The sequence below is a fragment of the Geomicrobium halophilum genome, from assembly GCF_014207655.1.
Lineage (GTDB): Bacteria > Bacillota > Bacilli > Bacillales > Marinococcaceae > Geomicrobium > Geomicrobium halophilum.
In genome coordinates this window covers 440,844-466,559 of the sequence record NZ_JACHHJ010000003.1, presented here as the reverse complement: position 1 = coordinate 466,559, position 25,716 = coordinate 440,844, and the positions used below count along the sequence as shown (strand labels likewise).

Genomic DNA, 25,716 nt, shown 5'->3' with positions numbered 1-25,716 from the left:
CCGCGATACCACCCTCGTTGCCTATGTTTCACAAGAAACACAGACCGACTCAAAGACCTTAACGCCGGCCGGCGGGAAGACTTACTACTATGTTCAGCCTTCCACTCAGGACTGGATTCTTCCCATATGCTTCTCCGGTTCACAGCAACCACCGGCTCTCTGTGCAAACAATTGAGAGTACTATTGTCCGTCATCGTTTTGTTTATTTTTATACTAAAGCAGCCTTCGTATTCTTCACCATCTCAACAAAATAATGATGAAAACGATGGTCGTCTGTTAGTTCAGGATGAAACGAGCATGCGAGAAATTGATCCTGGCGTGCAGCGACAATTTCATCCCGATGGGTACCGAGAACCTCAACAGAAGCACCGACCTCTGAGATCAAAGGAGCGCGAATAAAAACAGCGAGAAGGTCCTCAGCAACCCCCTTCATATCCAATTCAGTTTCAAAGCTTTCTTTTTGACGGCCAAAGGCATTCCGCTCCACCGTCATGTCCATGAGAGCCAGATGACCTTCTTCTTCACCGACGATTTGTCTGGCCATTAATATCAAGCCAGCACACGTCCCAAAGATGGGTTTTCCGGAATCTGCAAATTTTTGGAGTGGTTCCCTAAAACCGTATAAATCAATTAACCGGCGCATGGTTGTACTCTCACCACCAGGCAACACAAGCCCATCAAGCTCATCGAGTTGTTCTGCTTTTTTAACAATGATCGCCTCTGTCGTTCCTTCGCTCTCTAGCATTTTTGCATGTTCCCGTACAGCTCCCTGAAGAGCAAGCACCCCGATTTTTACCATCTGCTCTCACCTCCGCTCTATCTATAAACGTACTTTATAAAGGGCGACAAAAATATGAATGAAGTGTTAGGCTTACCAGCCTCGATCTTGCATACGTTCCGGCTCTGGGATATTGGAAATCTCAATACCCTTCATGGCTGTACCTAACCCTTTAGACAGCTGGCCAATCAGTTCATAATCTTCATAATGAGTCGTAGCTTCAACAATTGCTCTTGCAAATCGTTGCGGCTCTTCCGATTTAAATACACCAGAACCTACGAATACCCCATCGGATCCAAGTGACATCATTAAAGCTGCATCTGCTGGAGTAGCAATCCCGCCAGCAGCAAAGTTTACGACAGGAAGCTTGCCATTTTCCTGAATCGAAAGGAGGAGTTCGTAAGGGGCCCCTAAATTCTTTGCCTCCGTCATTAACTCATCGCGAGACATCCCTACGACTTTCTTAATCTGGGATTGAACCATGCGCATATGACGGACTGCTTCCACAATGTTTCCCGTGCCAGGTTCCCCTTTCGTCCGAATCATGGCTGCGCCTTCGCCAATACGCCGAAGCGCCTCCCCTAAATCACGTGAACCGCAGACGAACGGTACCGTATAAGCGTTTTTATCAATATGATACACCTCGTCAGCAGGTGTGAGTACTTCGCTTTCATCAATATAATCAGCACCGAGAGCTTCCAGGACACGCGCTTCCACAATATGGCCAATACGGGCTTTGGCCATAACAGGAATACTTACCGCTCCAATGACCTCCTCTAAAATATCAGGGTCAGCCATTCGGGCTACGCCACCGGCTGCTCGTATATCTGAAGGGACCCGCTCAAGCGCCATAACGGCAACGGCTCCTGCTTCTTCAGCAATTTTTGCTTGCTCCGCGTTGACCACGTCCATGATGACGCCGCCCTTTTGCATCTCTGCCATTCCTCTTTTAACTCGATCTGTACCTGTATCTGCCAATATTTCTCCCTCCGCTCCATTATCTTTCTATTATAGTAACATTAATTAGGAATTACGTCTATGAAATCCAGGCACCAACCAATGTCAACCCCATAGTCCTGAGAGAAAATCACCGACTCCGCGCATGGACAACACAAACCAGTTGGCACGGTCGATATCTTCAGAGGCAATGATAGGTACGGTAGCACTTTTTTCCATGTTATCGGTAAGGTATGATTTTTCGTGCTCCCCTTCATAATCGAGCTCTATATAGCCTATTTCTTCACCGGCCTCAAGCGGTGCACTCAACGCCCCATCTTCATCTAACACATCCTCTGAAATCGTTACCGAGGTCGTATATAAATCCTGTTCATCCTCAAGAATCGGCATGGTTAAATGAGAACCAGCTTCAATGCTAACTTCTTGTTCTTTGCCATTAGGCACAGGCAGTTCGGATATTTCTTCATTCTGTTCGCCCTCAGAAATCACTTCTTCCCAGGAATAAGCCTCAAAACCATAGTCATACAATTTTTCCGTTTCGTTAAAACGGGCCTCAATATCTGCTGTACGCATGACAACGGACAATAAACGTGTCCCGTCTTGCTCAACCGTCCCTGTAAATGCAGCGCCAGCTGCTGCTGTTTGCCCCGTTTTTATACCGTCAACACCTTCATACGCATATGGGGATCCGGAGCCCGCCAACATTTCATTCCAATTTCTCATGGTTATTTCATCTAATTCATCGCCTTCTCTAAACAGCATTTGTTCTGTACCTGTAACATCCAATACCTCTGGGTATTCCTGGATGAGATGATACGCAAGTTGAGCAGTGCCCCGCGGCGTCATCATATTCTCCCCATCCGCTGGTGTCCCTTCCGGATGATTCCCTTGCATATCGGAATTATTTAACCCCGTTGAATTGACGAATTGATACTCCTCGATCCCTAATTCAGCCGCCTTTTCATTCATGCGTTCTACGAAAGCTGTCTCCGAACCAGCGACCGCTTCAGCCAATGCAATAGTGGCAGCATTAGCTGAATAGATCGCCATTGCTTCATACAACTCTTGCACTGTATAAGGTACATCTTCACGTAAAAAAACATTAGACAACTGCTGGTTGTGCGATAAATCGGCAAGTTCTTGACTGATCATCACTTCATCATCCCAGTTTAGTTCTCCCTCTTCAACTGCTTCATTCACGAGATATTCAGTCATCATTTTTGCCATGCTCGCCATCGGCAACATCGTATCGATGTTATCATTATATAAAATCTTTCCGCTTTCCACATCGATTAAAATAGCGCCTTCTGCTTCAACATCAGGAGCCTGACCTTGGGCAGGTGCTGTAGTCCATCCGACAAACAGCACTGCTGCTATAAATATACTCGTCCATTTAAAACCACTTTTATGATTCTTCACTCTCTCTTGGCACCTCCACGGTGGTATTTACATTGACGTTATTTTATCATAGTTATCTTTGAAAATATAGAAAACATTTGTCTTTATTTACCAGAGTTTTTGTCGAAACAAAAGAGCATTTCCACGGATTATTTCCCGGGAAATGCTCTAAAAGACTAAAGAATCGATTCATTTAAGAAGGGATAGCCTTCGAGTGCCGATCGCGTGTTACACGCTGTAATTCGGAGACTCTTTTGTAATCTGCACATCATGAGGATGGTTTTCTTTTAAAGAAGCGCTTGTTATTTGTACAAATTGGCCTTCCTCACGCAGCACATCCAAATCAGCCGTACCACAATAGCCCATACCTGCACGAATGCCACCGCTAAGTTGATAAAGCGTTTCTGCCAGCGGACCTTTATAAGGGGTTCGACCTTCAATGCCTTCTGGGACAAACTTCTGATTCCCTTCCTGGAAATAACGATCATTACTGCCTTTTTCCATCGCACCCATCGAACCCATCCCACGATACACCTTAAACTGACGGCCCTGATAGATCTCTGTTTCTCCTGGACTCTCAGAAACGCCTGCCAACATACTGCCAAGCATAACAGCACTTGCACCCGCTGCTAAGGCTTTCACGATATCTCCAGAATACTTGATACCGCCATCGGCAATAATAGGCACACCATGTTTCTCCGCTTCCTGTGCACAATCGTATACAGCTGTAATTTGGGGAACTCCAACGCCTGTTACAATACGGGTTGTGCAAATAGAGCCAGGACCAATCCCTACTTTAACAATATCAGCACCTGCTTCTATTAAATCCCTTGTACCTGCTGCCGTCGCTACATTTCCTACGATTAATGTTACATCAGGGTTCTCCTCACGAATACGATTTACTTGATCGAGTACACCGCGTGAATGCCCATGAGCAGTGTCAATGACAAGAGCATCTACACCTGCTTCCAGAAGTGCTTTAATTCTTATTTGTGTGTCATGCGCAACACCAACAGCCGCTGCGACGAGGAGACGACCTTGGTGATCTTTTGCAGATTTTGGAAATTCTATCGCTTTTTCTATATCCTTAATCGTAATTAATCCCCTTAAGAACATGTCTTTATCAACGAGGGGCAATTTCTCAATTTTGTGCTTCTGCAATATTTTTTCTGCTTCTGTTAGGGTAGTTCCCACTGGAGCAGTAATAAGATTTTCTTTGGTCATAACATCATCGATCGTGATGGCATAATCTTCAATAAATCGAAGATCACGATTGGTAAGAATCCCGACGAGCTTTTGTTCATCATTGACAATCGGAACTCCGGAAATTCGAAATTTCCCCATTAAATGTTCCGCATCGTAGACTTGGCGATCTGGGGTAAGGAAAAATGGATTCGTGATTACGCCACTTTCGGAGCGTTTGACACGATCGACCATTTCCGCCTGTTCTTCAACCGCCATATTTTTATGAATGACACCTAACCCGCCTTCTCTTGCCATCGCAATAGCCATATCTGCTTCAGTAACCGTATCCATCCCGGCACTCAAAATCGGCAAGTTTAAAGGAAATTTCTCCGTTAATTGGGTTCGAATGGACACTTCACGAGGATGAATCTCAGACTTGGCAGGCATAAGTAAAACATCATCAAAGGTCAAACCCTGTTTTCCAAACTTGTCCTCTCTCATTTTTTCACCCTTCCTCCTATTTCATGTGTGTAACAATAAGACAATACGGGCAGATTATTCAGTAGTTCTTGCGTTAAAGTATTTCTCCTATTTTATCACGATTGATCATTAATTATCGTCGCTTTAGAAGAAGTTCTAAATTTCTAACTAGTATTCGCTTTAGGGAAGGAGGAATTCATTATGCATTCCTTTACGGACTTTCACCTGTACACAGCCACTGATGTCTTGGAAAAAAAGCTTCGTGACCGCTATCAAGAGCTTCCGGGACATGGTACATTGGCAAAAAAATATGCCTATCAAAATACGTTGCCATTCCTCCACCGTTGGCAACAAGGACGGTCACTACTGACGGAAAGCCATCGTTTGCCTTTCCACACCCAACCACTTTTGCTATTTTATGGATTAACCCATTTGCTGAAGGCTATCATTTTACTCTATGATCCGACATATCCTGCTTCGACGAATGTCCTTGCCCATGGGGTCTCAACACGAAAACGAAAGCGAAAAGATTATCGTTTCATCGATGACGAAGTGAAAATCCAAAAACATGGTCTCTTCCCTCACATGCTTCAGGAAATGTTTCACGTGAAATCACTGAACGAAGAGCGATTTCAAATGGGAAGTCTTTTTCTGCAGCTGCCATTCATTGTTAACATGACTAGAGTTGATCCACGTTTCCAATCAAAAAAAACAGGAACAAAAATTCCCCCATTATTAATCCATTATATGTTGTTGTATAACCTTAGCATGATTAATCGCTATGAAACGGAATGGTGGGGAGAGCTGATCGCCCAGAGGACCTCAGCGGATTTGCCCCTTATTGAACATTATATAGAAAAGTTCCCTACCGCCTGCGAAGATCTGACCGTTGGGGAAGTACTTACGTTACTTGAATAATGTGCTTCCCGTCTTTCAAACCTTAGAAATTCGTGTGTATATAGATAAACTAAAAAACGACCTGGCTCTTTCCAGGTCGCTTCTCTTTATTCATCTTCATCTGTTGCATCTGGCTTTTTTTCATCGGCTTCGGCGACGTCTTCTTCAGTCACAGTCTCTTCATCAGAACTTTCCTTTTCACTTTCTTCCATGTCCTCTTCTTCAGTAGATACTGGAGCCACCGTCGATACCTCTTCATCATCATCAACACGAATCAACGTAACACCTTGAGCATACCGGCTTAAAGTAGAAATTTCAGTGACTTGAATGCGAATTAAGATTCCTTTTTCTGTGATAACCATAAGATCATAATCATCTGATATTACCCTCAAGGCAATGAGATGACCTGTTCGATCGGTAAGTGAGCTGGCTTTCAGTCCTTTGCCTCCCCGATTTTGAACCTTGTACTCTTCGACATCCGTTCGTTTGCCAAAACCTTTATTGGTTACCGTTAAGACATCTTGCCCATCTTGCACCATATCCATCCCAATAACTTCATCATCTGTGTCCAAGGAGATTCCTTTTACGCCTGTGGCTGTCCTTCCCATTAGACGTACATCTTGCTCCTTAAAACGAATGGCCATGGCTTTTTTCGTTCCGAGAATCACATCACTTTGACCATCAGTGAGTCGAACGCCGTACAGTTCGTCTCCTTCACGTATATTGATGGCAAAGAGACCGGCCTTACGGATATTCGCATATGCAGATAACGGGGTCCGTTTTGTAATCCCATTCTTCGTTGCAAATAATAGATAGGCGTCATCACTGTATTCATCGATAGGAATCACGGTACTGATTTCTTCGCTCTTCTCAATTTGGAGCAGATTAATAATCGGAATTCCTTTGGCTGTCCGTTTTAATTCTGGTACTTCATAGCCTTTTAAGCGATAAACCTTTCCTTTGTTCGTAAAGAAAAGAATGGTTTGATGAGAGTTCGTTGTGAATAAATGTTCGACAAAATCTCCATCATTTGTTCCCATACCTTGGATGCCGCGACCACCACGACGCTGACTTCGATAGGTAGTGAGAGGCAGCCGTTTAATATATCCTTCATGTGTAATGCTGATGACGACGTTTTCCTGTGGGATTAAGTCTTCATCTTCAATCGTGTTTTCGCTCGCATGAATGGCGGTTTTACGATCATCATTGTAACGATCTTTAATCTCTGTTAATTCCTCACGAATAATTTCAAGCACTTTTTCATCATCAGCCAGTATCGCTTTTAACTCGGCAATGCGCTCAATGAGTTCATTATATTCATTTTCAATCTTATCTCTTTCCAGACCAGTTAAGCGCTGCAAACGCATATCAAGAATCGCTTGCGCCTGTTCGTGGCTAAGACTATAGTTATCCATCAATCCCTGACGTGCGATGTCCGTAGTCTCTGACCCTCGAATCAAAGCAATAATTTCATCGATATAATCAAGAGCGATTCGTAAACCTTCCAAAATATGAGCGCGGGCTTGTGCCTTGTTTAAATCAAATTGGGTACGCCTGCGGATGATTTCGACTTGATGTTGTAAATAATAGCTCAGGCATTGCTTGAGATTAAGAACTTGCGGTTGTCCATTAACGAGCGCAAGTAAATTGAAACCAAACGTCGTTTGCAGGGTAGTCAGTTTATATAAGTTGTTCAAAAGAACATTGGCATTTGCATCTTTACGAACTTCAATGACTACACGCATGCCATCACGATCTGATTCATCACGGAGATCGGTAACCCCATCAATTTTCTTCTCGCGCACAAGTTCAGCGATTTTTTCTACGAGACGAGCCTTGTTGACTTGATAAGGAAGTTCAGAAACAATGATTTCTTCCTTGCCATTTTTTTGTTCAGCAATGTGGACTTTTGCTCGTAAAGTAATCGATCCGCGACCCGTTTGATAGGCTTTTCGGATTCCACTTCGTCCCATAATCAACCCTGCGGTAGGAAAATCAGGCCCTGGGATATAGTGCATCAGTTCTTCAACGTTAAGGTCGGGGTTCTTACTCAGGGCCAACACCGCATCAATCACTTCTCCTAATTGATGCGGTGGAATATTCGTTGCCATCCCTACAGCAATGCCGGACGCCCCGTTCACGAGTAAACTTGGAAAGCGAGCCGGTAAAACAACTGGTTCTTTTTCGGCACCATCGTAGTTGTCTTGATAATCGATCGTATCTTTTTTAATATCACGAACGAGTTCAGTAGATATTTTTGACATACGTGCTTCTGTATACCGCATAGCTGCTGCTGAATCGCCGTCCACTGATCCAAAGTTCCCGTGTCCATCAACTAGCATGTAGCGATAGCTAAAATCCTGAGCCATACGCACCATAGTTTCGTAAACAGCGCTATCACCATGAGGATGATATTTACCAATAACATCGCCGACGATTCTGGCAGATTTTTTATGGGGTTTATCCGGTGTCATTCCTAGCTCACTCATGGCATATAGAATGCGCCGATGTACTGGTTTCATCCCGTCGCGAACATCAGGAAGTGCACGACTTACGATGACGCTCATCGCGTAATCCAAAAACGAGGTCTGCATTTCCTGATTAATATTAACCTCATGGATGTTTGATTCGTAATCTGCCATTCCTTACCCTCCAATTTCTACACACGAGCCCATCCCAATCTTGAAATCGTTACTACACATCGAGATTTTGTACATACTCCGCGTTATCTTCGATAAATTCTCTGCGTGGTTCAACCCTGTCGCCCATTAACGTTTCAAAGACGTTATCGGCTTTCATCGCGTCTTCGAGGGTCACTTGCAGCAAGGTTCGTGCTTCTGGATTCATTGTTGTTTCCCATAACTGATCGGCGTTCATTTCCCCAAGTCCTTTATATCGTTGAATATCTGGTTTCGGGCTCTCCGGCCAATCATCGAGAAGCGGTTGTAAATCTTTTTCCTGTTGAATATAGCGAACCTTTTTATTTTGTTTCACTTGATAGAGTGGTGGCTGAGCAATATAGACATAGCCGTTTTCAATCAATGGTCGCATAAATCGATAGAAAAACGTCAGAATCAGCGTACGGATATGTGCGCCGTCTACGTCTGCGTCGGTCATGATAATGACACGGTGGTACCGAGCCTTAGCAAGGTCAAATTCGTCAGCAATTCCGGTTCCAAGTGCAGTAATAATGGCTCGGATCTCATTATTTGCTAGAATCTTATCAAGCCTTGCTTTTTCCACGTTTAATATTTTTCCCCGTAATGGCAGGATCGCTTGAAAATGGCGATCACGCCCTTGTTTTACGGTGCCGCCGGCAGAGTCACCCTCAACGATATACATCTCGCTCAGCGAGGCGTCCCGTGATGAACAATCCGCTAACTTTCCTGGTAATGAACTGACTTCAAGGGCACTTTTTCTGCGGGTCATTTCGCGGGCTTTCTTCGCTGCATCACGCGCTCTAGAAGCAGTAATCCCTTTTTCAACCACCTTTCTGGCAGTATCAGGGTTTTCAGAAAGAAAACGGGCAAAATGATCACTGAACTGCTGATCTGTGATGGTTCGTGCTTCACTATTGCCCAGCTTTGTCTTCGTCTGACCTTCAAATTGAGGATCGGGAAGCTTGATAGAGATAATGGCGGTCAAACCTTCACGGACGTCTTCACCAATTAAATTGGGATCATTATCCTTGAACAATTGATTTCGACGTGCATAATTATTAATCGCACGAGTCAGTCCTGTTTTAAAACCTGATTCGTGGGTGCCGCCTTCATGGGTGTTGATATTATTGGCAAACGAATAAATATTGCTCGTAAAACTATCGTTATATTGAACCGCAATTTCAACTTCGATGCCTGATTTTTCACTTTCAATATAAATTGGAGGTTCATGAAGGGTGTCTCTCGATTCATTTAGATACTCAACGAAGGACTTAATTCCACCCTCATAATAGTATTCAACCGTATTCACCTCTGCCTTACGCTTGTCTGTAAATAACATCCTAAGTCCTTTATTCAAAAATGCCAATTCACGTATACGTGTCAGCAATACGTCTGCATCATATTCGGTTGTTTCTGTAAAGATGGTTGAATCCGGCTTAAAGTGAACCCGCGTCCCTGTTCGTTCACTTTCTCCTTTAACGACGATATCCTGTTGTGGAAGTCCTTCTCGATAATCTTGGTAGTAAATTTTACCATCACGATGGATTTCAACTTCCAAGTGTTCGGAGAGAGCATTCACAACAGACGCCCCTACACCATGGAGGCCACCGGAGACTTTATAACCTCCGCCTCCGAATTTTCCACCTGCATGCAGAACAGTCATAATAACTTCTACAGCTGGTCTTCCTGCTTTCTCCTGAATGTCAACAGGAATTCCACGACCGTTGTCTGTGACTATTATGCTATTGTCTTCTTCCACTACGATATTGATTTCATCACAATATCCCCCCATCGCTTCATCGATGCTATTATCCACTATTTCCCAAACGAGATGATGGAGACCGCGCTCGTTTGTAGATCCAATATACATGCCCGGGCGTTTACGAACAGCTTCTAGGCCCTCAAGTACTTGAATTTGGCTGGCATCATACGAATGTTGTTCCATAGGCAATCTATTCACCTTCTTCAATTCTATTAAAATCAATCGAGATTAGTTCGATCATAGGATTAGTCTTGAGGGATATTCTCCTTATCTTCATCGTTTAGATTTTCAAGTACTGTTTGCGAGCGTCGTTTTAATGTTGTCGATGAAATTGGTGAATAATATAATTTATCTGTTGTAATGACAAGTGATTTTGTCGAATCATCCGTGATTCTTACAATATCTTCTTCCTGTTGCGCCTCAAGATATTGCTGGTTGATCGATGAACACTCGTGCATATCGTAATTAAGGATTGCAACAATATCTTTAGAGCGAATGACTGTATATCTACCGATATGAACAAACAATAAACACACCTCATTCCGTAAATGCTTGATCTATGATTAAAAGTACGGTTCCAAAGAAGGGCAAAAGAGAGCCGAGTCGTCGAAAAGGCATCGGCTTCGAATACTAGTACGCAAGCGAGTGTGTAGGTAAGCACTCCCTTGAAAAGATACTTTTCCTTTATCAAAGAAGTTTTCCTGGTCTTTTAGAACATATTCTATAACTATGTTAATTCGTAAATATTTCCCCATCGTTCACATGAAATGTTTTGGCATGCTTTAAGGTTTCGTGATCAATTCCGGTCGTATTTGTCGTGGTAACGAACGTTTGTACTTTTCCTTGGATCGTATTTAACAAATGGGATTGCCTAAAATCATCAAGTTCAGAAAGTACATCATCTAATAATAGAATTGGAGGGTCTTCGGTTACATCTGTAATGAGCTCAATCTCTGCCAGTTTTAACGAAAGGGCAGCTGTTCTTTGTTGTCCCTGAGATCCGTAGGTTTGAATGTCACGATCGTTCACGTAGATTGCAAGATCCTCTCGGTGAGGACCGATTAATGTTAATCCTCTCCGGATTTCTTGTTCTTGTTTCTCTTGAAAGGCATTTACATAACTACTTTCCAGTGTCGACAAGTCTGAACCTAATGATACGTGGGCACTCGGCACATATTCGATCCTAAGCTGCTCAAGCTGTCTACTAATATCTTCGTGCAAGGGGGAAGCCCAGTGTTGAAGTTGATCAATGAATGATAACCGCCGTTGAACAACTTCCGCCGCTGCAGCCGCTAGCTGTTCTGTTAGCACGTCATACAAGACAGGTACCTTTTTCTCTTGCTTACGTGCCGTCTCTTTTAACAGTTGATTTCTCTGTTTTAAAATGCGATTGTATTGAGATAATTGATAAAGATATACGTTGCTGATTTGTCCGATTTCCATATCAATAAAGCGCCTCCGTATTTTCGGGCCGCCTTTTACGAGATTCAAATCTTCGGGAGCAAACATGACCACATTCATCGCGCCGATGTATTCACTTAGTCGCGATTGTTCTAAACCATTGAGCTTAGCTTTTTTTCCTCGTGTTGAAAGTTGAATATCAAGGGAAATAGAACTTAGTCTCTTGGTGATATTGCCATGGACACGTGCAAAATTTTCACCCCAGGTGATGAGTTCCCGGTCACGGGTGGTTCGGTGGGACTTTGCAAACGCAAGTAGATAGAGAGCTTCCATTAGGTTCGTTTTCCCTTGTGCATTTTCACCTAGAAAAAGATTTACTTTGTTTTCAAAAGAGAGTGTAGTTGCATTTAAATTTCGATAACCGCTGACTGAAAGCTCACGAATGTACAACCCCATCGCTCCTTTGAAAAAAACTGCTAAACGGTATTTCTGTTCTAATCACTTTTGGCCACGATAAATGCCCCCGCTTCTTCAACGTCTACGCGATCACCCGGGTATAGCTTGCGCCCTCTTCTTTCCTCTCGTTCATCGTTTACGAAGACTGTATATTCAGCAAGGATAATCTTAACCATTCCACCTGTAGGAGCAATTGTTGATTCTTTTAGAAGCTGCCCTAAGGTGATGTAGGGTGTAGTGATCCGAATCTCTTCTCTCATTTCTTTCAACCTTCCCAGATTAACATTTCATAACGTACATTTGGCTCCACTATCTATTTTACTAAAAAATGAGCAACAAAGCCAATAAACTTCACAATACAAATGGAAAAGACCCCAACCAACATATGATCAGAGTCTTTGTAGTGTATTAATACGTACGAACTGGAGAGAATAGATGAATCATTTGTTCATGATCAATCGGACGAACAACAAAAGGACTCATTGCCCCTGTGAATAAAATCGAGATGTTTTCACTATCAATGACCTTAAGAGCGTCTGAAATGTTTTTGCCGTTAAAAGCAATTTGTAATTCTTCCCCGTCAAAATCACTTGTGGATAATGACTCCTTCACTTTTCCTACTTCAGCAGAAACGGAGCTGATTTCAATCTCTTTAGGACCGTTACTTCTTAAGTGAATCACATTATTCTTTGCTTCTCTTGATAAAAGCATTGCCCGTTCTAATGATCGGATGAGTGCTTTTGTAGACACCGTCATTGATGTTTTCCCTTCAGATGGAATCATGTTCGAAGTAAGAGGAAATTTTCCGTCTAACAAACGGGAGAAAAAGAGCAGGTTCTCCATTTTAAAGAGGACTTGTGTGCTTGTTACGACAATGGTAATCATGTTTTCAGCATCATCCAGGATTCGGCTAAGTTCAACAAGGCTTTTTCCTGGAATAATGACGTTATTGATTTCCAATGTTTCTTCGGCCTCAACTCCAATGGTCCTCATTGCAAGACGGTGGCTGTCAGTAGCAGTTGCTGTTAGTTTGCCATCTTTGATCTCGAAATGGACACCTGTTAAGACGGGCCGGGTTTCTTGTGTTGACACTGCGAATACGGTTTGTCGAATAATATCTTTTAATAAATGTTGGGGTAATTGAATGACATGATCTTCTTCTAATTGCGGAAGTCTTGGATAATTTTCAGGATCATATCCATTCAAGTTAAAAATGACACTATCCGATTCAATGGTGGCAGCCATTTGACCATCTTTTTTTAATGTCAGTGTCTCACCTGGCATTTTTCTTACAATTTCCGAGAAATATTTGGCTTGTAGAACCATTTCTCCTTCTTCATGAACAGTCATATATTCTCTTTCTTCATCACTGTATGGAATATACGTTTCAATGGATATATCCGAATCACTGCCGATTAATGTGATTCCCTCTGTTGTCGCTGATATTTTAATACCCGTCAAAATGGGGATGGTCGTTCTCGAAGTTACGGCTCGGTTTGCATGTTGAACAGAAGTAACGAATTTATTGGTATCAATCGTAAAATGCATAGTCCCTCTCCTATCATCAAAACAGAGGTATTAGAGGTATTCAAAAAGTCTGGGGAAATACCTACTTTGACTTTTGAATACAATTTCAAGTTTCAGTGTTTCCTCTCTTAATCGTCAAAATTATAACATCTTGTGGCAATACATGCTTCATTTCTAAATCTATTCCTCATAATGAACACTCTTTTAATTATATATAAAAATTCGTCGTAGTCGTAGTGTGTGTGCATATTGTGGATAAGAGGATAAATCCCGTCTTTACCCACATAGATCTCTTGTTTATAAACATGTGGGTAAGTAAATAAAAAAAAGCAGACTTATCCACGGTTATTGTTTGACTTTATTTGTAATCTCCTCTAATTGCTGTTGAACTTGTTGATCACTTGATATTAATTTAGAGATTTTTTCGTGTGCGTGAATGACCGTTGTGTGATCTCTTCCCCCAAATTTTTCTCCAATCTTCGGTAATGAGGATTCTGTCATTTCACGGGATAAATACATGGCAACTTGTCTGGCAAAGGCTATCGTTTTCGTACGTTTTTTGGCTGTGATCTCTTCTAACTTGATTTGGTAAAAGTTAGCTACCTGAGTCTGAATGTCTTCGATGCTAATCGTCCTTGGTTTTGCACTCGGAATAATATCTTTTAGCGCTTCTGCAGCAAGATCGGCATTCATATCTTCGTTAATGAGAGAAGAATAAGCGACAACACGAATTAATGCCCCTTCTAGTTCGCGGATATTTGTGTCGATTTGATTAGCGATATAGAGCATAACTTCATTTGGAATATCGAGCATTTCTGCTTTCGCTTTCTTACGAAGAATGGCAATCCGCGTTTCCAGGTCAGGAGGCGTAATATCCGTAATTAATCCCCATTCAAAGCGAGAACGTAAGCGATCTTCAAGTGTGGGGATTTCTTTTGGTGGCCGGTCGCTGGAGATGACGATTTGCTTGGCATCTTCATGCAGAGAGTTAAAGGTATGAAAAAACTCTTCCTGGGTTTGTTCTTTTCCGGCTAGAAATTGAATATCATCAATCAAAAGGACATCGACGTTACGGTATTTGTTGCGGAAGTTATCGCCGCGGTTGTCCCGAATTGCATTAATGAATTCGTTCGTAAATTTTTCCGATGATAAATAAACGACCCGTGCGGAAGGATTATGTTCAATCACATAATGGCCGATAGCATGCATTAAATGGGTTTTTCCAAGACCAACCCCCCCGTAAATAAAAAGAGGATTGTACGCTTTGGCAGGTGCCTCAGCAACAGCCAATGAAGCGGCATGAGCGAATCGATTTCCAGAACCGATCACAAATGTGTTAAAGGAATATTTATCATTTAGCATGCTTCGTGGAACATCCTGTCGTTTATTGACTTCAGGAGATGGTTGTTCTTTCTGGGCTGCTTCTTTCGTTTCTTCAGGCAATGATTGCTCAGATTCGTCTTCTAAAGGAAGGACAAATTTAACGGTATAAATATTTCCAGTAATTTCGTGCAGGGTGGTGGAAATGATCTCGGCATAACGATCTTCTAGCCAATCCTTTGCAAATTCATTTGGGGCAGCGACCATAAGGGTTTCATTTTCAAGTTTGAGTGGTTCTGTTGCTTTTAACCATGTTTCAAAACTCGGTTTGCTAACTCTTTCCTTTATGTTATTTAACGTCTGTTCCCAGAGTTCAGCTAATTGCTCCAAGGTAGGCAGATCCCTCCTTTATCAATCTCAAGGCCTGAGAATTCAATGGTTCACCGTATCTAACATACGAAAAACAGAGTAAGAAAGGCTTCCAACCTTTAGATTCAAAAAGAAGGAAGCCACTCATGCTGTCATAAAAAATAAAAACCGTTTGATCATTCATCCACAAGCTTAAAGCAGTTATTATCACGTTTTATGCTAAGTTATACGCATCACTCACAACGATGTGAAGAAACAAGTACAGAGCTTGTGAACATTTATCCACACACTGTGCACATATTGTGGATGAATGAAAATGGAGAGATGCTTATCCAGCAAACATGTTAATCATATCAAAAATAAAGAGGAGCATCAACGGGAAATCTGAGACTTATCCACACCATTCGACGCTATCAACAGCTCACAACATACACATACAAGGATATGTGGAAAACCTGTATATAATTTTGTCGAAAATTCTTCGCGCTTGTCGAAGTTTATCCACAGTATTATCCATATACGTGTTTTGCTGAAAAAACGTTCAACGTTTACCAGCTGATCTTGACAATGTTATAGATCAGTCTGTATACTTCCTTAGAATGCCTGATTACGGTTAAAATAAGGGAGGTGGCTTACGATGGCTAAAATGACATTCCAACCAAATAATCGTAAGCGTAAAAAAGTTCACGGTTTTCGTTCGCGTATGAGTACGAAAAACGGTCGTTTAGTACTGAAACGCAGACGTAGAAAAGGGCGAAAAAAGCTCTCCGCATAAGACCACTGTAACTTCAGTGGTCTTTTTTTCCACTTTAAGCTTTAGAGTAAGTTTTTATATCTATATAAAATGAGTACATAATAGGGCTCTATAGTGAAGACCTCACTCGTTGGTTCGCGAGCGCCGCCTCCTGTAACTACGCCAGCGAAACGATCAAGTGGGGAGAACCAAATTGACATAGAGTATCGGGCACGGATGTTAATCTAGGATGGGGAATAGATGAAGAAATTTTATCGAATCAAAGATAATAAAGAATTTGCTAGTATCATTCAGGAAGGGACAACGACTGCAAACCGACAATTTGTTATCTATGTTGTTGATAAGCCCGGCCAAACTCATTTTAGGTTTGGGGTAACAGTTGGCCGCAAAGTTGGAAACGCGGTGACCCGGAATCGGCTGAAGCGTTGGATCCGGGAAATGATGAAAGAACATAAAGATACTATCCAAACGAGTAAGGATTATATTATTATAGCTAGGAAACCTTTATTAACCATGGACTATCATGCGGCAAGTAAAAGTTTCGCCCATGTATGTAAACGAGCAGGGGTGTGGCAGTCAAGTTAGGAAGGAAAATCATAGAAGCGTTAGATCTTCAAGGAGGATGGAGAAGTTGCGAAAGAAATTAGGACTGGCCTTAATGCTGGTTGCGCTAACAGCCATTATGGCTGGTTGTTTTAACATTAATGAACCAATTACGGAAGAATCCGAGGGTATTTGGGATACGATTTTCGTTTACCCCCTTTCTTGGTTGATTACAACGATCGCTGAAGCCACAGGCGAAAACTACGGATTAGCCATTATTATCGTTACGATCATACTACGGCTATTAATTTTGCCTTTGATGATCAAACAAACAAAAAGTACAAAAGCGATGCAGGAAATGCAGCCTGAATTGTTGAAGTTACGAGAGAAATATAGTGCAAAGGACCAAAAGACCCAACAAAAGCTGCAGGAAGAAACGATGAAGTTATTCAGCGAGAAGAATATTAATCCTCTTGCCGGTTGTCTGCCTTTGTTTATTCAAATGCCGATTTTAATCGCCTTTTATCATGCTATTATGCGGACAGAAGAAATTTTTAACCATGATTTCCTGTGGTTTCAACTTGGGCAGCCCGACTTTATTCTACCGCTGATTGCAGCGTTAACAACCTTCGTTCAACAGAAAATGATGATGGTGAGTGCCAACCCTCAAATGCAGATTCTACTCTATATGATGCCGATCATGATTGGGGTATTTTCTTTCTTTTTCCCATCAGCACTCGCATTATATTGGGTCGTTGGTAACCTCTTTATGATTATACAAACGTATTTTATTACGGGGCCAGGAGCTCAACAACGAAAAGAAAATAAATCAAATCCGGGGGGAGCGAAGTAATCTTGAAAACCATTTCGGTGACCGGAAAAACGGTTGAAGAAGCGTTGGACAATGGGCTTAACGAACTACAAGCAAGTCGTGAGCAAGTTGATTACGTGGAGATCCAAACACCGAAAAAAGGTTTCTTGAACCTTTTCAGTAAGCCGGCGATTCTTGAGATAACATTAAGGCCTAATCCAGTCGGAGAGGCAGAAGATTTTCTGGCAGAAGTACTGCGATGCATAGATGTTGGCCTGGAGATTGAGTCGTCTGATGCAGGAGAACAGAAGGCACGTTTTGATATAAGTGGAGATCAAATTGGTATGGTGATCGGGAAACGCGGGCAAACCCTCGAGGCGCTGCAATACCTTACAAATCTTGTCGCAAATCGTCATTCTGACCAGTATCTGCACATCGAGATTGATGCTGAAAATTACCGTGAACGACGGGAAAAAGCGCTGGAACAACTCGCCAATCGCTTAGCTGAAAAAGCGAAACGTACCAATCGTAAAGTCGCTTTAGAACCGATGCAGGCGAAGGAACGAAAAAAAATTCATCAAACGTTACAAAATCATTCAGCTGTCGACACTTATTCCGACGGAAAAGAGCCACGGCGGCATATTGTGATTACCCCTAAAGGACAGGAAAATCAATAAAAGTGCGTGTTCAAATCGGGGTGTAAGCTAGTCCATTCGTAACCATCCTCGTCATGAAAACGTCATTTTTAAGGAAGTTTACGGCCTTTTTGAACGCCCTCGAAAAGCACTACCTCACTGATCGAAAGTGGGGTAGTGTTTTTTTTTTTAAGAAATGAGTGAATCGGTTTGATATCTAAGGACCGTGACCGCGGATGGATCCTATCCACATGTGGATATCTTTTTCTTGGTGATTATGTCTACGTATGTTATCCTATGGTGATGTGAATAACTGGCGGAAAAGAGGTGAGAAGATGGAGTTGGATACGATAGCAGCGATTTCTACACCCCCAGGTGAAGGAGCAATCGCCATTATTCGGATGAGCGGAGATGAAGCGGTTCAAATTGGGGACCGGATTTACCAGGGGAAGAAGAAACTTCAAGACGTAGACTCACATACCATTCATTACGGTCATTTGGTGCATCCGCGCACAAATGAAACCGTGGAAGAAGTAATGGTAACGGTGTTACGGACACCCAAGACGTTTACGAGGGAAGATATCGTGGAGATTAACGTACATGGCGGTGTTGTTTCAGCCGATCGTGTCTTACAACTTGTCCTTTCTGAAGGGGCGCGGCTTGCAGAACCGGGGGAATTTACGAAACGGGCTTTTCTGAATGGGCGCATTGATTTGTCCCAAGCTGAAGGTGTTATGGATATGATCCGTTCGAAGACGGATCGAGCGATGAACGTTGCCATGCAGCAGGTGGAAGGTCGCTTGGCCAGACAAATTAGAAAGCTCAGGACCCAGTTGTTAGAAGCGATTGCCCACATAGAGGTAAACATTGATTATCCTGAATATGATGCGGAATCGGTCACCTTAGAACGACTGCAAAAGCAAATTACCGCGGTTCAACAAGAAATTGATCAGCTGCTTGCTACCGCCCATCAAGGCAAAATCTTACGTGAAGGGTTAGCTACGGCAATTATTGGACGGCCAAATGTCGGGAAATCTTCGCTCATGAATGCTCTCGTACAGGATAATCGTGCAATCGTCACGGAAGTACCTGGGACAACACGCGACGTTCTCGAGGAGTACGTTAATGTGAAAGGTGTCCCTCTCCGTCTCATCGATACCGCTGGGATTAGAGAAACGGAAGATATCGTAGAAAAGCTGGGCGTTGAACGTTCTCGGCAGGCGCTTACTGATGCGGAACTGATCCTCTTCGTACTGAATGCAAATGAACCGTTGTCCAAAGAGGATGAAGCGCTATTTTCGGCCATTAAAGATTTCAACGCTGTTGTCGTTTTGAATAAAACTGATTTACCAAAAGAAATTGACGAGAACCAAGTGCGGGCGCTCGTCGGCGATCGGCCCCTTGTGACGACGTCGCTGTTATACGATGAAGGTATTGAGGGGCTAGAGAAGGCAATTGCCCACTTGTTCTTCGATCAAGGTGTGGAAGAGGCAGAAATGAGTTATGTCTCCAATACGCGGCACATCGCTCTCCTGAACCAGGCAAAAGAAACGATTAACGAGGCCCAGGAAGCGGCCCAGAATGAAATGCCTGTAGATATGGTGCAAATTGATGTGACGAGGGCCTGGGAACACCTTGGGGAGATCGTCGGAGAGAATGCACCGGATCAGCTTATTGACCAATTGTTCTCTCAGTTCTGTTTAGGAAAATAAACACATGTAACAGGGAGAAAGGCATGACCATCATATGTCTCTCTCTATGCTAAGGAGGTCTACTATGTCTTTCCAAAGTGGAAATTACGATGTCATCGTCATTGGTGCTGGACACTCAGGCGTAGAAGCTGGTTTGGCTTCCGCGCGCATGGGGGCATCCACCTTAATGCTTACGCTCAATCTCGATGCGGTCGCCTTCATGCCATGTAATCCTTCGGTTGGTGGTCCAGCGAAAGGAATTGTCGTACGGGAAATTGATGCACTTGGTGGCGAGATGGCAAAGAATATAGATAAAACCCATATCCAAATGCGGATGTTAAACACGAGAAAAGGTCCTGCTGTACGAGCGTTGCGGGCTCAAGCTGATAAATTCCAATATCAACAGGAAATGAAGAACACCTTGGAAAATGAAGAAAATTTAACGCTTCGTCAAGGGTTAGTTGAGTCGCTCATCGTTGAAGAGGGTGTCTGCAAAGGTGTTGTAACGAATACAGGGGCCCATTACCGGGCACAATCGGTGATTGTTACAACAGGAACGTATTTACGAGGAAAAATTATCCTCGGTGACCTGTCTTATGAAAGCGGCCCGAACAATATGCAGCCATCTGTGCAATTATCTCATCATCTTCGTGAACTAGGGTTTGAAATGGTCCGTTTTAAAACCGGTACACCTCCGCGTGTCAATGGTCAATCCATTGATTACTCGCAAACAGAAATTCAAGAGGGCGATGAAACACCTCGGGCTTTTTCGTATGAAACGATGGAGTATATTACTGATCAATTGCCCTGTTGGCTTACGTATACAAACAATGGCACACATGGGTTAATTAATGGAAACCTGGAGCGTTCACCGATGTATTCGGGCATGATGGAAGGGACAGGGCCACGCTATTGCCCCTCTATTGAGGACAAAGTCGTTCGTTTCCATGATAAATCGCAACATCAGATTTTCCTGGAGCCAGAAGGACGGGATACGAAGGAAGTCTATGTCCAAGGATTGTCGACATCATTACCGGAAGATGTGCAACATGAGATGCTAAAAACCATCAAAGGTTTGGAAAATGCTCGCATGATGCGCCCAGGCTATGCGATTGAATATGATTCAATCGTTCCTAACCAGTTATGGCCAACCCTTGAAACGAAAAAAATCCCTGGTTTATTTACCGCAGGTCAAATCAATGGAACCTCCGGATATGAAGAAGCAGCCGGACAAGGGATTATGGCTGGCATCAACGCTGCAAGGCGAGTCCAGGGTAAAGAAGGCATCATCCTGAATCGTTCGGATGCATATATCGGCGTCTTGATCGATGATCTCGTTACGAAAGGAACGGATGAACCATACCGTTTGCTTACGTCAAGAGCAGAGTATCGTCTGTTGTTACGGAATGATAATGCCGATTTACGTTTAACAAAATTAGGCCATGAGATTGGACTCGTTTCCGATGAACGTTTTCGGGATTTCGAAAACAAAAATGCTGAAATAGAAGCAGAACGTGAGCGTTTGCAGAACGTCATTATTAAACCAGATACAAGCGTACAGACGATGCTTGAAAAGAAAGAGTCAGCTCCTTTAAAAGAAGCGGTTACTGCTGTTCAACTTTTGAAGAGACCGGAGGTACAATATCAAGATATTGAGGCTATTACTCCAGCTGAAGTAGAATTGGCCCCGGACGTAAAAGAACAAGTGGAAATTCAGACGAAATATGAAGGTTATATTACAAAGCAGATGGAACAAGTAGAGAGAATGAAAAAGATGGAAGAAAAATGGATCCCGGAATGGATCGATTACAGCTCGATCACCGGACTTGCTATGGAAGCCCGTCAAAAATTAGAAGAGGTTCGTCCTTTATCGGTTGGGCAAGCATCTCGGGTTTCGGGCGTTAATCCTTCAGACATTTCGATCCTTCTCGTTTATATCGAGCAGGGAAGGCAAATGTCAGAGAAAGAAGCTTCATCTTTGTAACTCGGTAAAAGCAGGCTGACCCTTGTAACGGCCTGCTTTTTTCCCTTCGTGGGGATATTTTTATGACTTCCGGGATTAATTTTCAAAGGAGGTACGGTCGTTGACAGATTGGAAAAGATGGTTAAGGGACATTAATATCACGCTTGATGACACCCAGGAGAGACAGTTTTCAACTTACTATGAAACCCTCGTTGCTTGGAATCAGAAGATGAATTTAACTGGAATCACCGAGGAATATGAAGTGTATGAAAAACATTTTTATGATTCACTGTTGGCATCTTGCTGCTACCCGTTTATGAATGTGTCCACGCTTGCTGATATTGGCGGAGGCGCGGGTTTTCCCGGAATCCCTTTAAAGATATGCTTTCCTCATTTACAACTCACTGTGATTGATGCAACCAAAAAACGTATTCAGTTTCTCCAACATCTCGTGAAGGAATTAGCACTTGAAAACGTGAATGTCATACATATGCGTGCTGAAGATGCGGCAAGAGAAGTCAATCATCGTGACCATTACGATGTAGTCATTGCACGAGCGGTAGCAAAAATGCCAGTATTGGCAGAACTTTGTCTACCTTTTACGCGAACCAATGGCGTTTGGATTGCAATGAAAGGCAAAAGCGGGGAAGAAGAGAAAATAGCGGCTGCTGGAGCCATTCAAACGCTGAATGGCGGGGAAATAGATCAACATTATTTTGAATTGCCGACAGAAGCGAGTGACCGCCGGGTCTATGTGATCGGGAAAACGAAAGGTACCCCGAAAGCTTATCCCAGAAAAGCTGGCACAATTGAAAAAAAGCCATTACAATAAATTCTTTAACAGCTATAAACAAGATTCGTTGAATTTCGAACGTACAGGACAGGGTTTAGGGTCACATCGACGCTTTTTGTCTCCCATTTAGAACATGTCCTCTAAACAATGACGTAGACAAATCTTCTTCACATGATAAAATATATTGTAAGTGTATTGATAGAAAAGGGGGAGAGACGGTGAAAAATTCGATTCAACGCTTGTTCGGTTTAGGTGATGAAGTGAAAAGTGGCGATTCAGCAAAAGGTAAAGAGGATGTGGGCGCTGGTCGTAACGAGGAAGTTCGCTTATTAACCATAACTGATATCGTGCCAAACCCGTTTCAACCCCGTACCATTTTTGCAGAAGAAACCATAGAAGAGCTCGCCCAAACGATTCAAACCCATGGCATGCTTCAGCCTATTGTTGTAAGGCAACGGGAAGAACACTTTGAGCTCATCGCCGGAGAGCGAAGGTGGCGCGCAGCTCAAAAACTGGGCTGGTCCGAGATACCTTCCATTGTCAAAGAGTTTAATGATGCCCAAACAGCATCTCTAGCACTCATTGAAAATTTACAACGAGAAGAATTAACTGTAGTTGAAGAGGCACGTGCTTACGAGCAGCTGATTCACTGGCATGATCTAACGCAAGAAAGCTTAGCACAAAGATTAGGAAAAAGTCAGTCCACGATTGCCAACAAGCTCAGGTTATTAGCCTTGCCTGAAGAAGTACAAAATGCTCTACTTAATCGTGATATTTCTGAACGACATGCACGGGCTCTTATCCGTCTAAAGGATGATGATTTACAATTAAGGTTGCTTTCTGCCATAATCGAGCATTCATTAAGTGTGAAAGAGACGGAAGCCTATGCGAAGAAATGGCTCGAAGGCGTGAACGAAAAACAGGAGAAGAAACGTTCAAAAAAGCAACATTTCCCTAAAGATATGCGCGTTGCCATGAATACGATCCGGCAATCACTCGATATGGTGGAGAAATCGGGAATGAATGTCGATCGTTATGAAGAAGAACATGAGGATTACTACCAATTTACGATTCGTATACCGAAAAATTAATCTATCATGATGGGATGGTAGATTAATTTACATATAGCATGATAAATTCCTGGAAAATCATGTGCCAGAGAACGTCAGCTAAGTCATGTTCTTCTCTAATTGATATCTCTAGCCTCTTATCTTTGAGCGGTATAGCAATATCACGTTCGATGGGGTTCGACACTTTTTATCTCCCTTTTTAACATTTGCTTATAGAGGATGTTCAAAAAGCCTGGGAAAAATGGCCGTCGTATCTCTTTATCGTACTGCTTATAACCTCGAAAAGAACCATTTTTTCTTCGTGCGAGGAATCGTTTGCGAGGATCCCAGCTTATGATCCGTTCCTTGGAAAAGTAACTCGCTTTTTCTTGGTGAGAAGTGAATGTTTTCATGGTGCAAGCAGGATGCCCGAAGTACGTCTTCTCGACCTCATCGGCTTTTTGCTTTTCATCCTCAGTGGGGCCCGCGAAGCGTCAGGTGTTTTAGGCCTCTTTTTTGAATACGCTCTTATACGAAACATGCTAGAATAGAAGTTACATAATGTCATGAATGAGTTCCGCGGAAATGGTACAGGTATATAGCAACCGCGAAGGAAAGGTTGTGGGCATTTTGGCGAAAGTCATGGCCATTGCAAATCAAAAAGGCGGCGTCGGAAAAACAACTAGCGCCGTAAATTTAAGTGCGTGTCTGGCATATATTGGTCACCGGGTATTGCTCGTTGATATTGATCCACAAGGGAATGCCACGAGTGGAACAGGCATTGAGAAAGGGGATGTCGATGCCTGTGTTTATAATTTACTCGTTGAAGACGTGGATACTCCGAATCTTATTTATCCTTCGACCGTTGAAAATCTGTTTGTCCTGCCAGCAACCATACAATTATCTGGTGCTGAAATTGAACTTGTTCCGACAATATCAAGGGAAATACGATTGAAAAAAGGGTTGAGTGAAGTCGAGGATGAGTATGATTACATTATTATTGATTGTCCGCCCTCCCTAGGTCTATTGACGATTAATGCCTTGACTGCAGCACAAGAAGTGCTCATTCCAGTACAATGTGAATATTATGCACTTGAAGGACTTAGCCAGTTATTAAATACGATTCGACTCGTGCAAAAGCATCTAAATACGAATCTAAAAATTGAAGGAGTACTACTAACAATGCTTGATGCACGTACAAATTTGGGTGTACAGGTCATTGATGAAGTGAAGAAATATTTTAGAGATAAAGTGTTTCAAACGGTCGTTCCAAGAAACGTTCGACTTGGGGAAGCACCAAGTCATGGGAAGCCGATCGTTCTATATGACCCAAAATCACGGGGAGCAAATGTATATCTAGAACTTGCAAAGGAAGTGGTTGCAGGTGCCTAAAGGATTAGGAAGAGGATTGAATGCTTTTTTCCCAAGGGAAGGGGAGAAAAACGAAGAAGCCATTCAAAATGTCCCAGTAAAGGATTTGCGTGCCAATCCTTATCAGCCAAGGAAGGTTTTTAATGAGCAGGCAATTGCTGATCTTCGTGAATCGATAGAGCGTAATGGCATTTTGCAGCCTTTAATCGTACGAAAAAGTATTAAAGGCTATGAGATCGTCGCGGGAGAAAGACGCTTTAGAGCAGCTCAGGATTGTGGTCTTGAGGTTGTCCCGGCAATTGTAAAGGAATTGACTGACGAACGTATGATGGAAATTGCGTTAATTGAAAACTTACAACGGGAAGATCTTAATCCTCTTGAGGAGTCACGAGCGTATGCGAAATTGCTGGAGCATTTTGATATTACGCAAGAACAGTTGGCAAAACAACTAGGCAAAAGCCGCCCCCATATTGCCAATCATTTGCGTTTGCTGCATCTGCCGGAGACGATTCAAAAGGAGATCGGTGATCAGGAATTATCAATGGGGCACGGCCGCGCTTTGCTCAGTCTGAAGCATGACGAACAAATGCCCACTGCGGTTACGGCGGTGAAGGAACAACAATTGAATGTTAGGCAAACCGAGGAGCTGGTGCAACGTCTGAATGACCGTGGACTCGTCGAAAAACGGAAAAAGAAAGAGAAACAACCTTCATCAGCGTACATTCGACAGCAAGAACATTCGTTACAGACCTACTTTGGAACATCCGTTAATATTAAAAAGGGGAAAAAGAAAGGTAAAATTGAAATTGAATTTTTATCGGATGAAGATCTGGAAAGAATCATGGAGCTGCTTGATCAGGAGTCAAATTAGGCCATCGCGAACATAGATGGTTCTTTTTTGATTAGAAGGTAAAAT

The 25,716-nt window shown here is 42.8% G+C and carries 23 protein-coding genes and 1 other annotated feature (1 of these 24 cut by a window edge); of the genes, 11 read left to right on the top strand and 12 right to left on the bottom strand.

Annotated features, from left to right (window positions below):
- Nucleotides 1-203 (bottom strand) — a binding site (T-box leader) (it extends 17 nt beyond the left edge of the window).
- Nucleotides 204-208: 5 nt separating this feature from the next.
- The 4 genes from pdxT to guaB all read right to left on the bottom strand — a co-directional run bounded on the left by pdxT (nt 209) and on the right by guaB (nt 4,819).
- The gene (gene pdxT / locus HNR44_RS12690; RefSeq protein WP_184404662.1) at nt 209-799 is read right to left on the bottom strand and encodes a pyridoxal 5'-phosphate synthase glutaminase subunit PdxT; all 591 of its coding nucleotides are present in this window, start codon (nt 797-799) and stop codon (nt 209-211) included.
- Between the two features lie 72 nt (nt 800-871).
- Nucleotides 872-1,756 carry a pyridoxal 5'-phosphate synthase lyase subunit PdxS gene (gene pdxS / locus HNR44_RS12685; RefSeq protein WP_184404661.1) on the bottom strand — a complete coding sequence of 295 codons (885 nt, stop codon included), beginning with the start codon at nt 1,754-1,756 and terminating at the stop codon, nt 872-874.
- An 84-nt stretch (nt 1,757-1,840) separates the two neighbouring features.
- Nucleotides 1,841-3,154, bottom strand: a complete 1,314-nt coding sequence (locus HNR44_RS12680) for a serine hydrolase (RefSeq protein WP_184404660.1) — start codon at nt 3,152-3,154, stop codon at nt 1,841-1,843.
- A 207-nt stretch (nt 3,155-3,361) separates the two neighbouring features.
- A complete protein-coding gene (gene guaB, locus HNR44_RS12675; RefSeq protein ID WP_184404659.1) occupies nt 3,362-4,819 on the bottom strand; it encodes an IMP dehydrogenase in 1,458 nt (485 codons plus the stop codon).
- Nucleotides 4,820-4,999: 180 nt separating this feature from the next.
- Here guaB and HNR44_RS12670 point away from each other — a divergent pair, with 180 nt between their 5' ends.
- Complete coding sequence (locus HNR44_RS12670) at nt 5,000-5,716, top strand: YaaC family protein (RefSeq protein ID WP_184404658.1); 717 nt, start codon at nt 5,000-5,002, stop codon at nt 5,714-5,716.
- 86 nt (nt 5,717-5,802) lie between these two features.
- Here HNR44_RS12670 and gyrA read toward each other — a convergent pair whose 3' ends face one another.
- The 7 genes from gyrA to dnaA form a co-directional block, all read right to left on the bottom strand.
- Nucleotides 5,803-8,337, bottom strand: a complete 2,535-nt coding sequence (gene gyrA, locus HNR44_RS12665) for a DNA gyrase subunit A (RefSeq protein ID WP_184404657.1) — start codon at nt 8,335-8,337, stop codon at nt 5,803-5,805.
- A gap of 52 nt (nt 8,338-8,389) precedes the next feature.
- Nucleotides 8,390-10,306, bottom strand: coding sequence for a DNA topoisomerase (ATP-hydrolyzing) subunit B (gyrB, locus tag HNR44_RS12660; protein WP_184404656.1), 1,917 nt, complete (start codon nt 10,304-10,306; stop codon nt 8,390-8,392).
- A 56-nt stretch (nt 10,307-10,362) separates the two neighbouring features.
- On the bottom strand, nt 10,363-10,644 hold the full coding sequence (gene remB / locus HNR44_RS12655) for an extracellular matrix regulator RemB (protein WP_184404655.1): 282 nt from the start codon (nt 10,642-10,644) through the stop codon (nt 10,363-10,365).
- A 205-nt stretch (nt 10,645-10,849) separates the two neighbouring features.
- On the bottom strand, nt 10,850-11,968 hold the full coding sequence (gene recF / locus HNR44_RS12650) for a DNA replication/repair protein RecF (RefSeq protein WP_184404654.1): 1,119 nt from the start codon (nt 11,966-11,968) through the stop codon (nt 10,850-10,852).
- A gap of 44 nt (nt 11,969-12,012) precedes the next feature.
- Nucleotides 12,013-12,234 (bottom strand): S4 domain-containing protein YaaA, encoded by a 222-nt coding sequence (gene yaaA, locus HNR44_RS12645; protein ID WP_184404653.1) that lies wholly within the window; start codon nt 12,232-12,234, stop codon nt 12,013-12,015.
- Nucleotides 12,235-12,382: 148 nt separating this feature from the next.
- Nucleotides 12,383-13,522: a DNA polymerase III subunit beta gene (dnaN, locus tag HNR44_RS12640; RefSeq protein ID WP_184404652.1), complete on the bottom strand. Its 1,140-nt coding sequence runs from the start codon at nt 13,520-13,522 to the stop codon at nt 12,383-12,385.
- 324 nt (nt 13,523-13,846) lie between these two features.
- On the bottom strand, nt 13,847-15,211 hold the full coding sequence (dnaA, locus tag HNR44_RS12635; protein ID WP_184404651.1) for a chromosomal replication initiator protein DnaA: 1,365 nt from the start codon (nt 15,209-15,211) through the stop codon (nt 13,847-13,849).
- Between the two features lie 616 nt (nt 15,212-15,827).
- On the opposite strand from dnaA, the gene rpmH reads away from it, so the two are divergent.
- From rpmH to noc, 8 genes are all read left to right on the top strand, one after another.
- Nucleotides 15,828-15,965, top strand: a complete 138-nt coding sequence (gene rpmH / locus HNR44_RS12630) for a 50S ribosomal protein L34 (protein ID WP_184404650.1) — start codon at nt 15,828-15,830, stop codon at nt 15,963-15,965.
- Nucleotides 15,966-16,184: 219 nt separating this feature from the next.
- Nucleotides 16,185-16,529: a ribonuclease P protein component gene (rnpA, locus tag HNR44_RS12625; protein ID WP_184404649.1), complete on the top strand. Its 345-nt coding sequence runs from the start codon at nt 16,185-16,187 to the stop codon at nt 16,527-16,529.
- Nucleotides 16,530-16,575: 46 nt separating this feature from the next.
- On the top strand, nt 16,576-17,340 hold the full coding sequence (gene spoIIIJ, locus HNR44_RS12620) for a YidC family membrane integrase SpoIIIJ (protein ID WP_184404648.1): 765 nt from the start codon (nt 16,576-16,578) through the stop codon (nt 17,338-17,340).
- 2 nt (nt 17,341-17,342) lie between these two features.
- The gene (gene jag / locus HNR44_RS12615) at nt 17,343-17,975 is read left to right on the top strand and encodes an RNA-binding cell elongation regulator Jag/EloR (protein WP_184404647.1); all 633 of its coding nucleotides are present in this window, start codon (nt 17,343-17,345) and stop codon (nt 17,973-17,975) included.
- Between the two features lie 293 nt (nt 17,976-18,268).
- Nucleotides 18,269-19,645: a tRNA uridine-5-carboxymethylaminomethyl(34) synthesis GTPase MnmE gene (gene mnmE, locus HNR44_RS12610; RefSeq protein ID WP_184404646.1), complete on the top strand. Its 1,377-nt coding sequence runs from the start codon at nt 18,269-18,271 to the stop codon at nt 19,643-19,645.
- Between the two features lie 64 nt (nt 19,646-19,709).
- A complete protein-coding gene (gene mnmG / locus HNR44_RS12605) occupies nt 19,710-21,608 on the top strand; it encodes a tRNA uridine-5-carboxymethylaminomethyl(34) synthesis enzyme MnmG (protein WP_184404645.1) in 1,899 nt (632 codons plus the stop codon).
- Between the two features lie 100 nt (nt 21,609-21,708).
- Nucleotides 21,709-22,419: a 16S rRNA (guanine(527)-N(7))-methyltransferase RsmG gene (rsmG, locus tag HNR44_RS12600; RefSeq protein WP_184404644.1), complete on the top strand. Its 711-nt coding sequence runs from the start codon at nt 21,709-21,711 to the stop codon at nt 22,417-22,419.
- 179 nt (nt 22,420-22,598) lie between these two features.
- Complete coding sequence (gene noc, locus HNR44_RS12595; RefSeq protein WP_184404643.1) at nt 22,599-23,471, top strand: nucleoid occlusion protein; 873 nt, start codon at nt 22,599-22,601, stop codon at nt 23,469-23,471.
- Nucleotides 23,472-23,493: 22 nt separating this feature from the next.
- On the opposite strand, the gene HNR44_RS12590 is transcribed toward noc, so the two are convergent.
- On the bottom strand, nt 23,494-23,634 hold the full coding sequence (locus HNR44_RS12590) for a hypothetical protein (RefSeq protein WP_184404642.1): 141 nt from the start codon (nt 23,632-23,634) through the stop codon (nt 23,494-23,496).
- Between the two features lie 425 nt (nt 23,635-24,059).
- Here HNR44_RS12590 and HNR44_RS12585 point away from each other — a divergent pair, with 425 nt between their 5' ends.
- Nucleotides 24,060-24,821 (top strand): ParA family protein, encoded by a 762-nt coding sequence (locus tag HNR44_RS12585; protein ID WP_184404704.1) that lies wholly within the window; start codon nt 24,060-24,062, stop codon nt 24,819-24,821.
- Complete coding sequence (locus HNR44_RS12580; protein WP_184404641.1) at nt 24,814-25,671, top strand: ParB/RepB/Spo0J family partition protein; 858 nt, start codon at nt 24,814-24,816, stop codon at nt 25,669-25,671. The genes HNR44_RS12585 and HNR44_RS12580 overlap by 8 nt, the downstream gene beginning before the upstream one ends.
- The last annotated feature ends 45 nt before the right edge of the window (nt 25,672-25,716 follow it).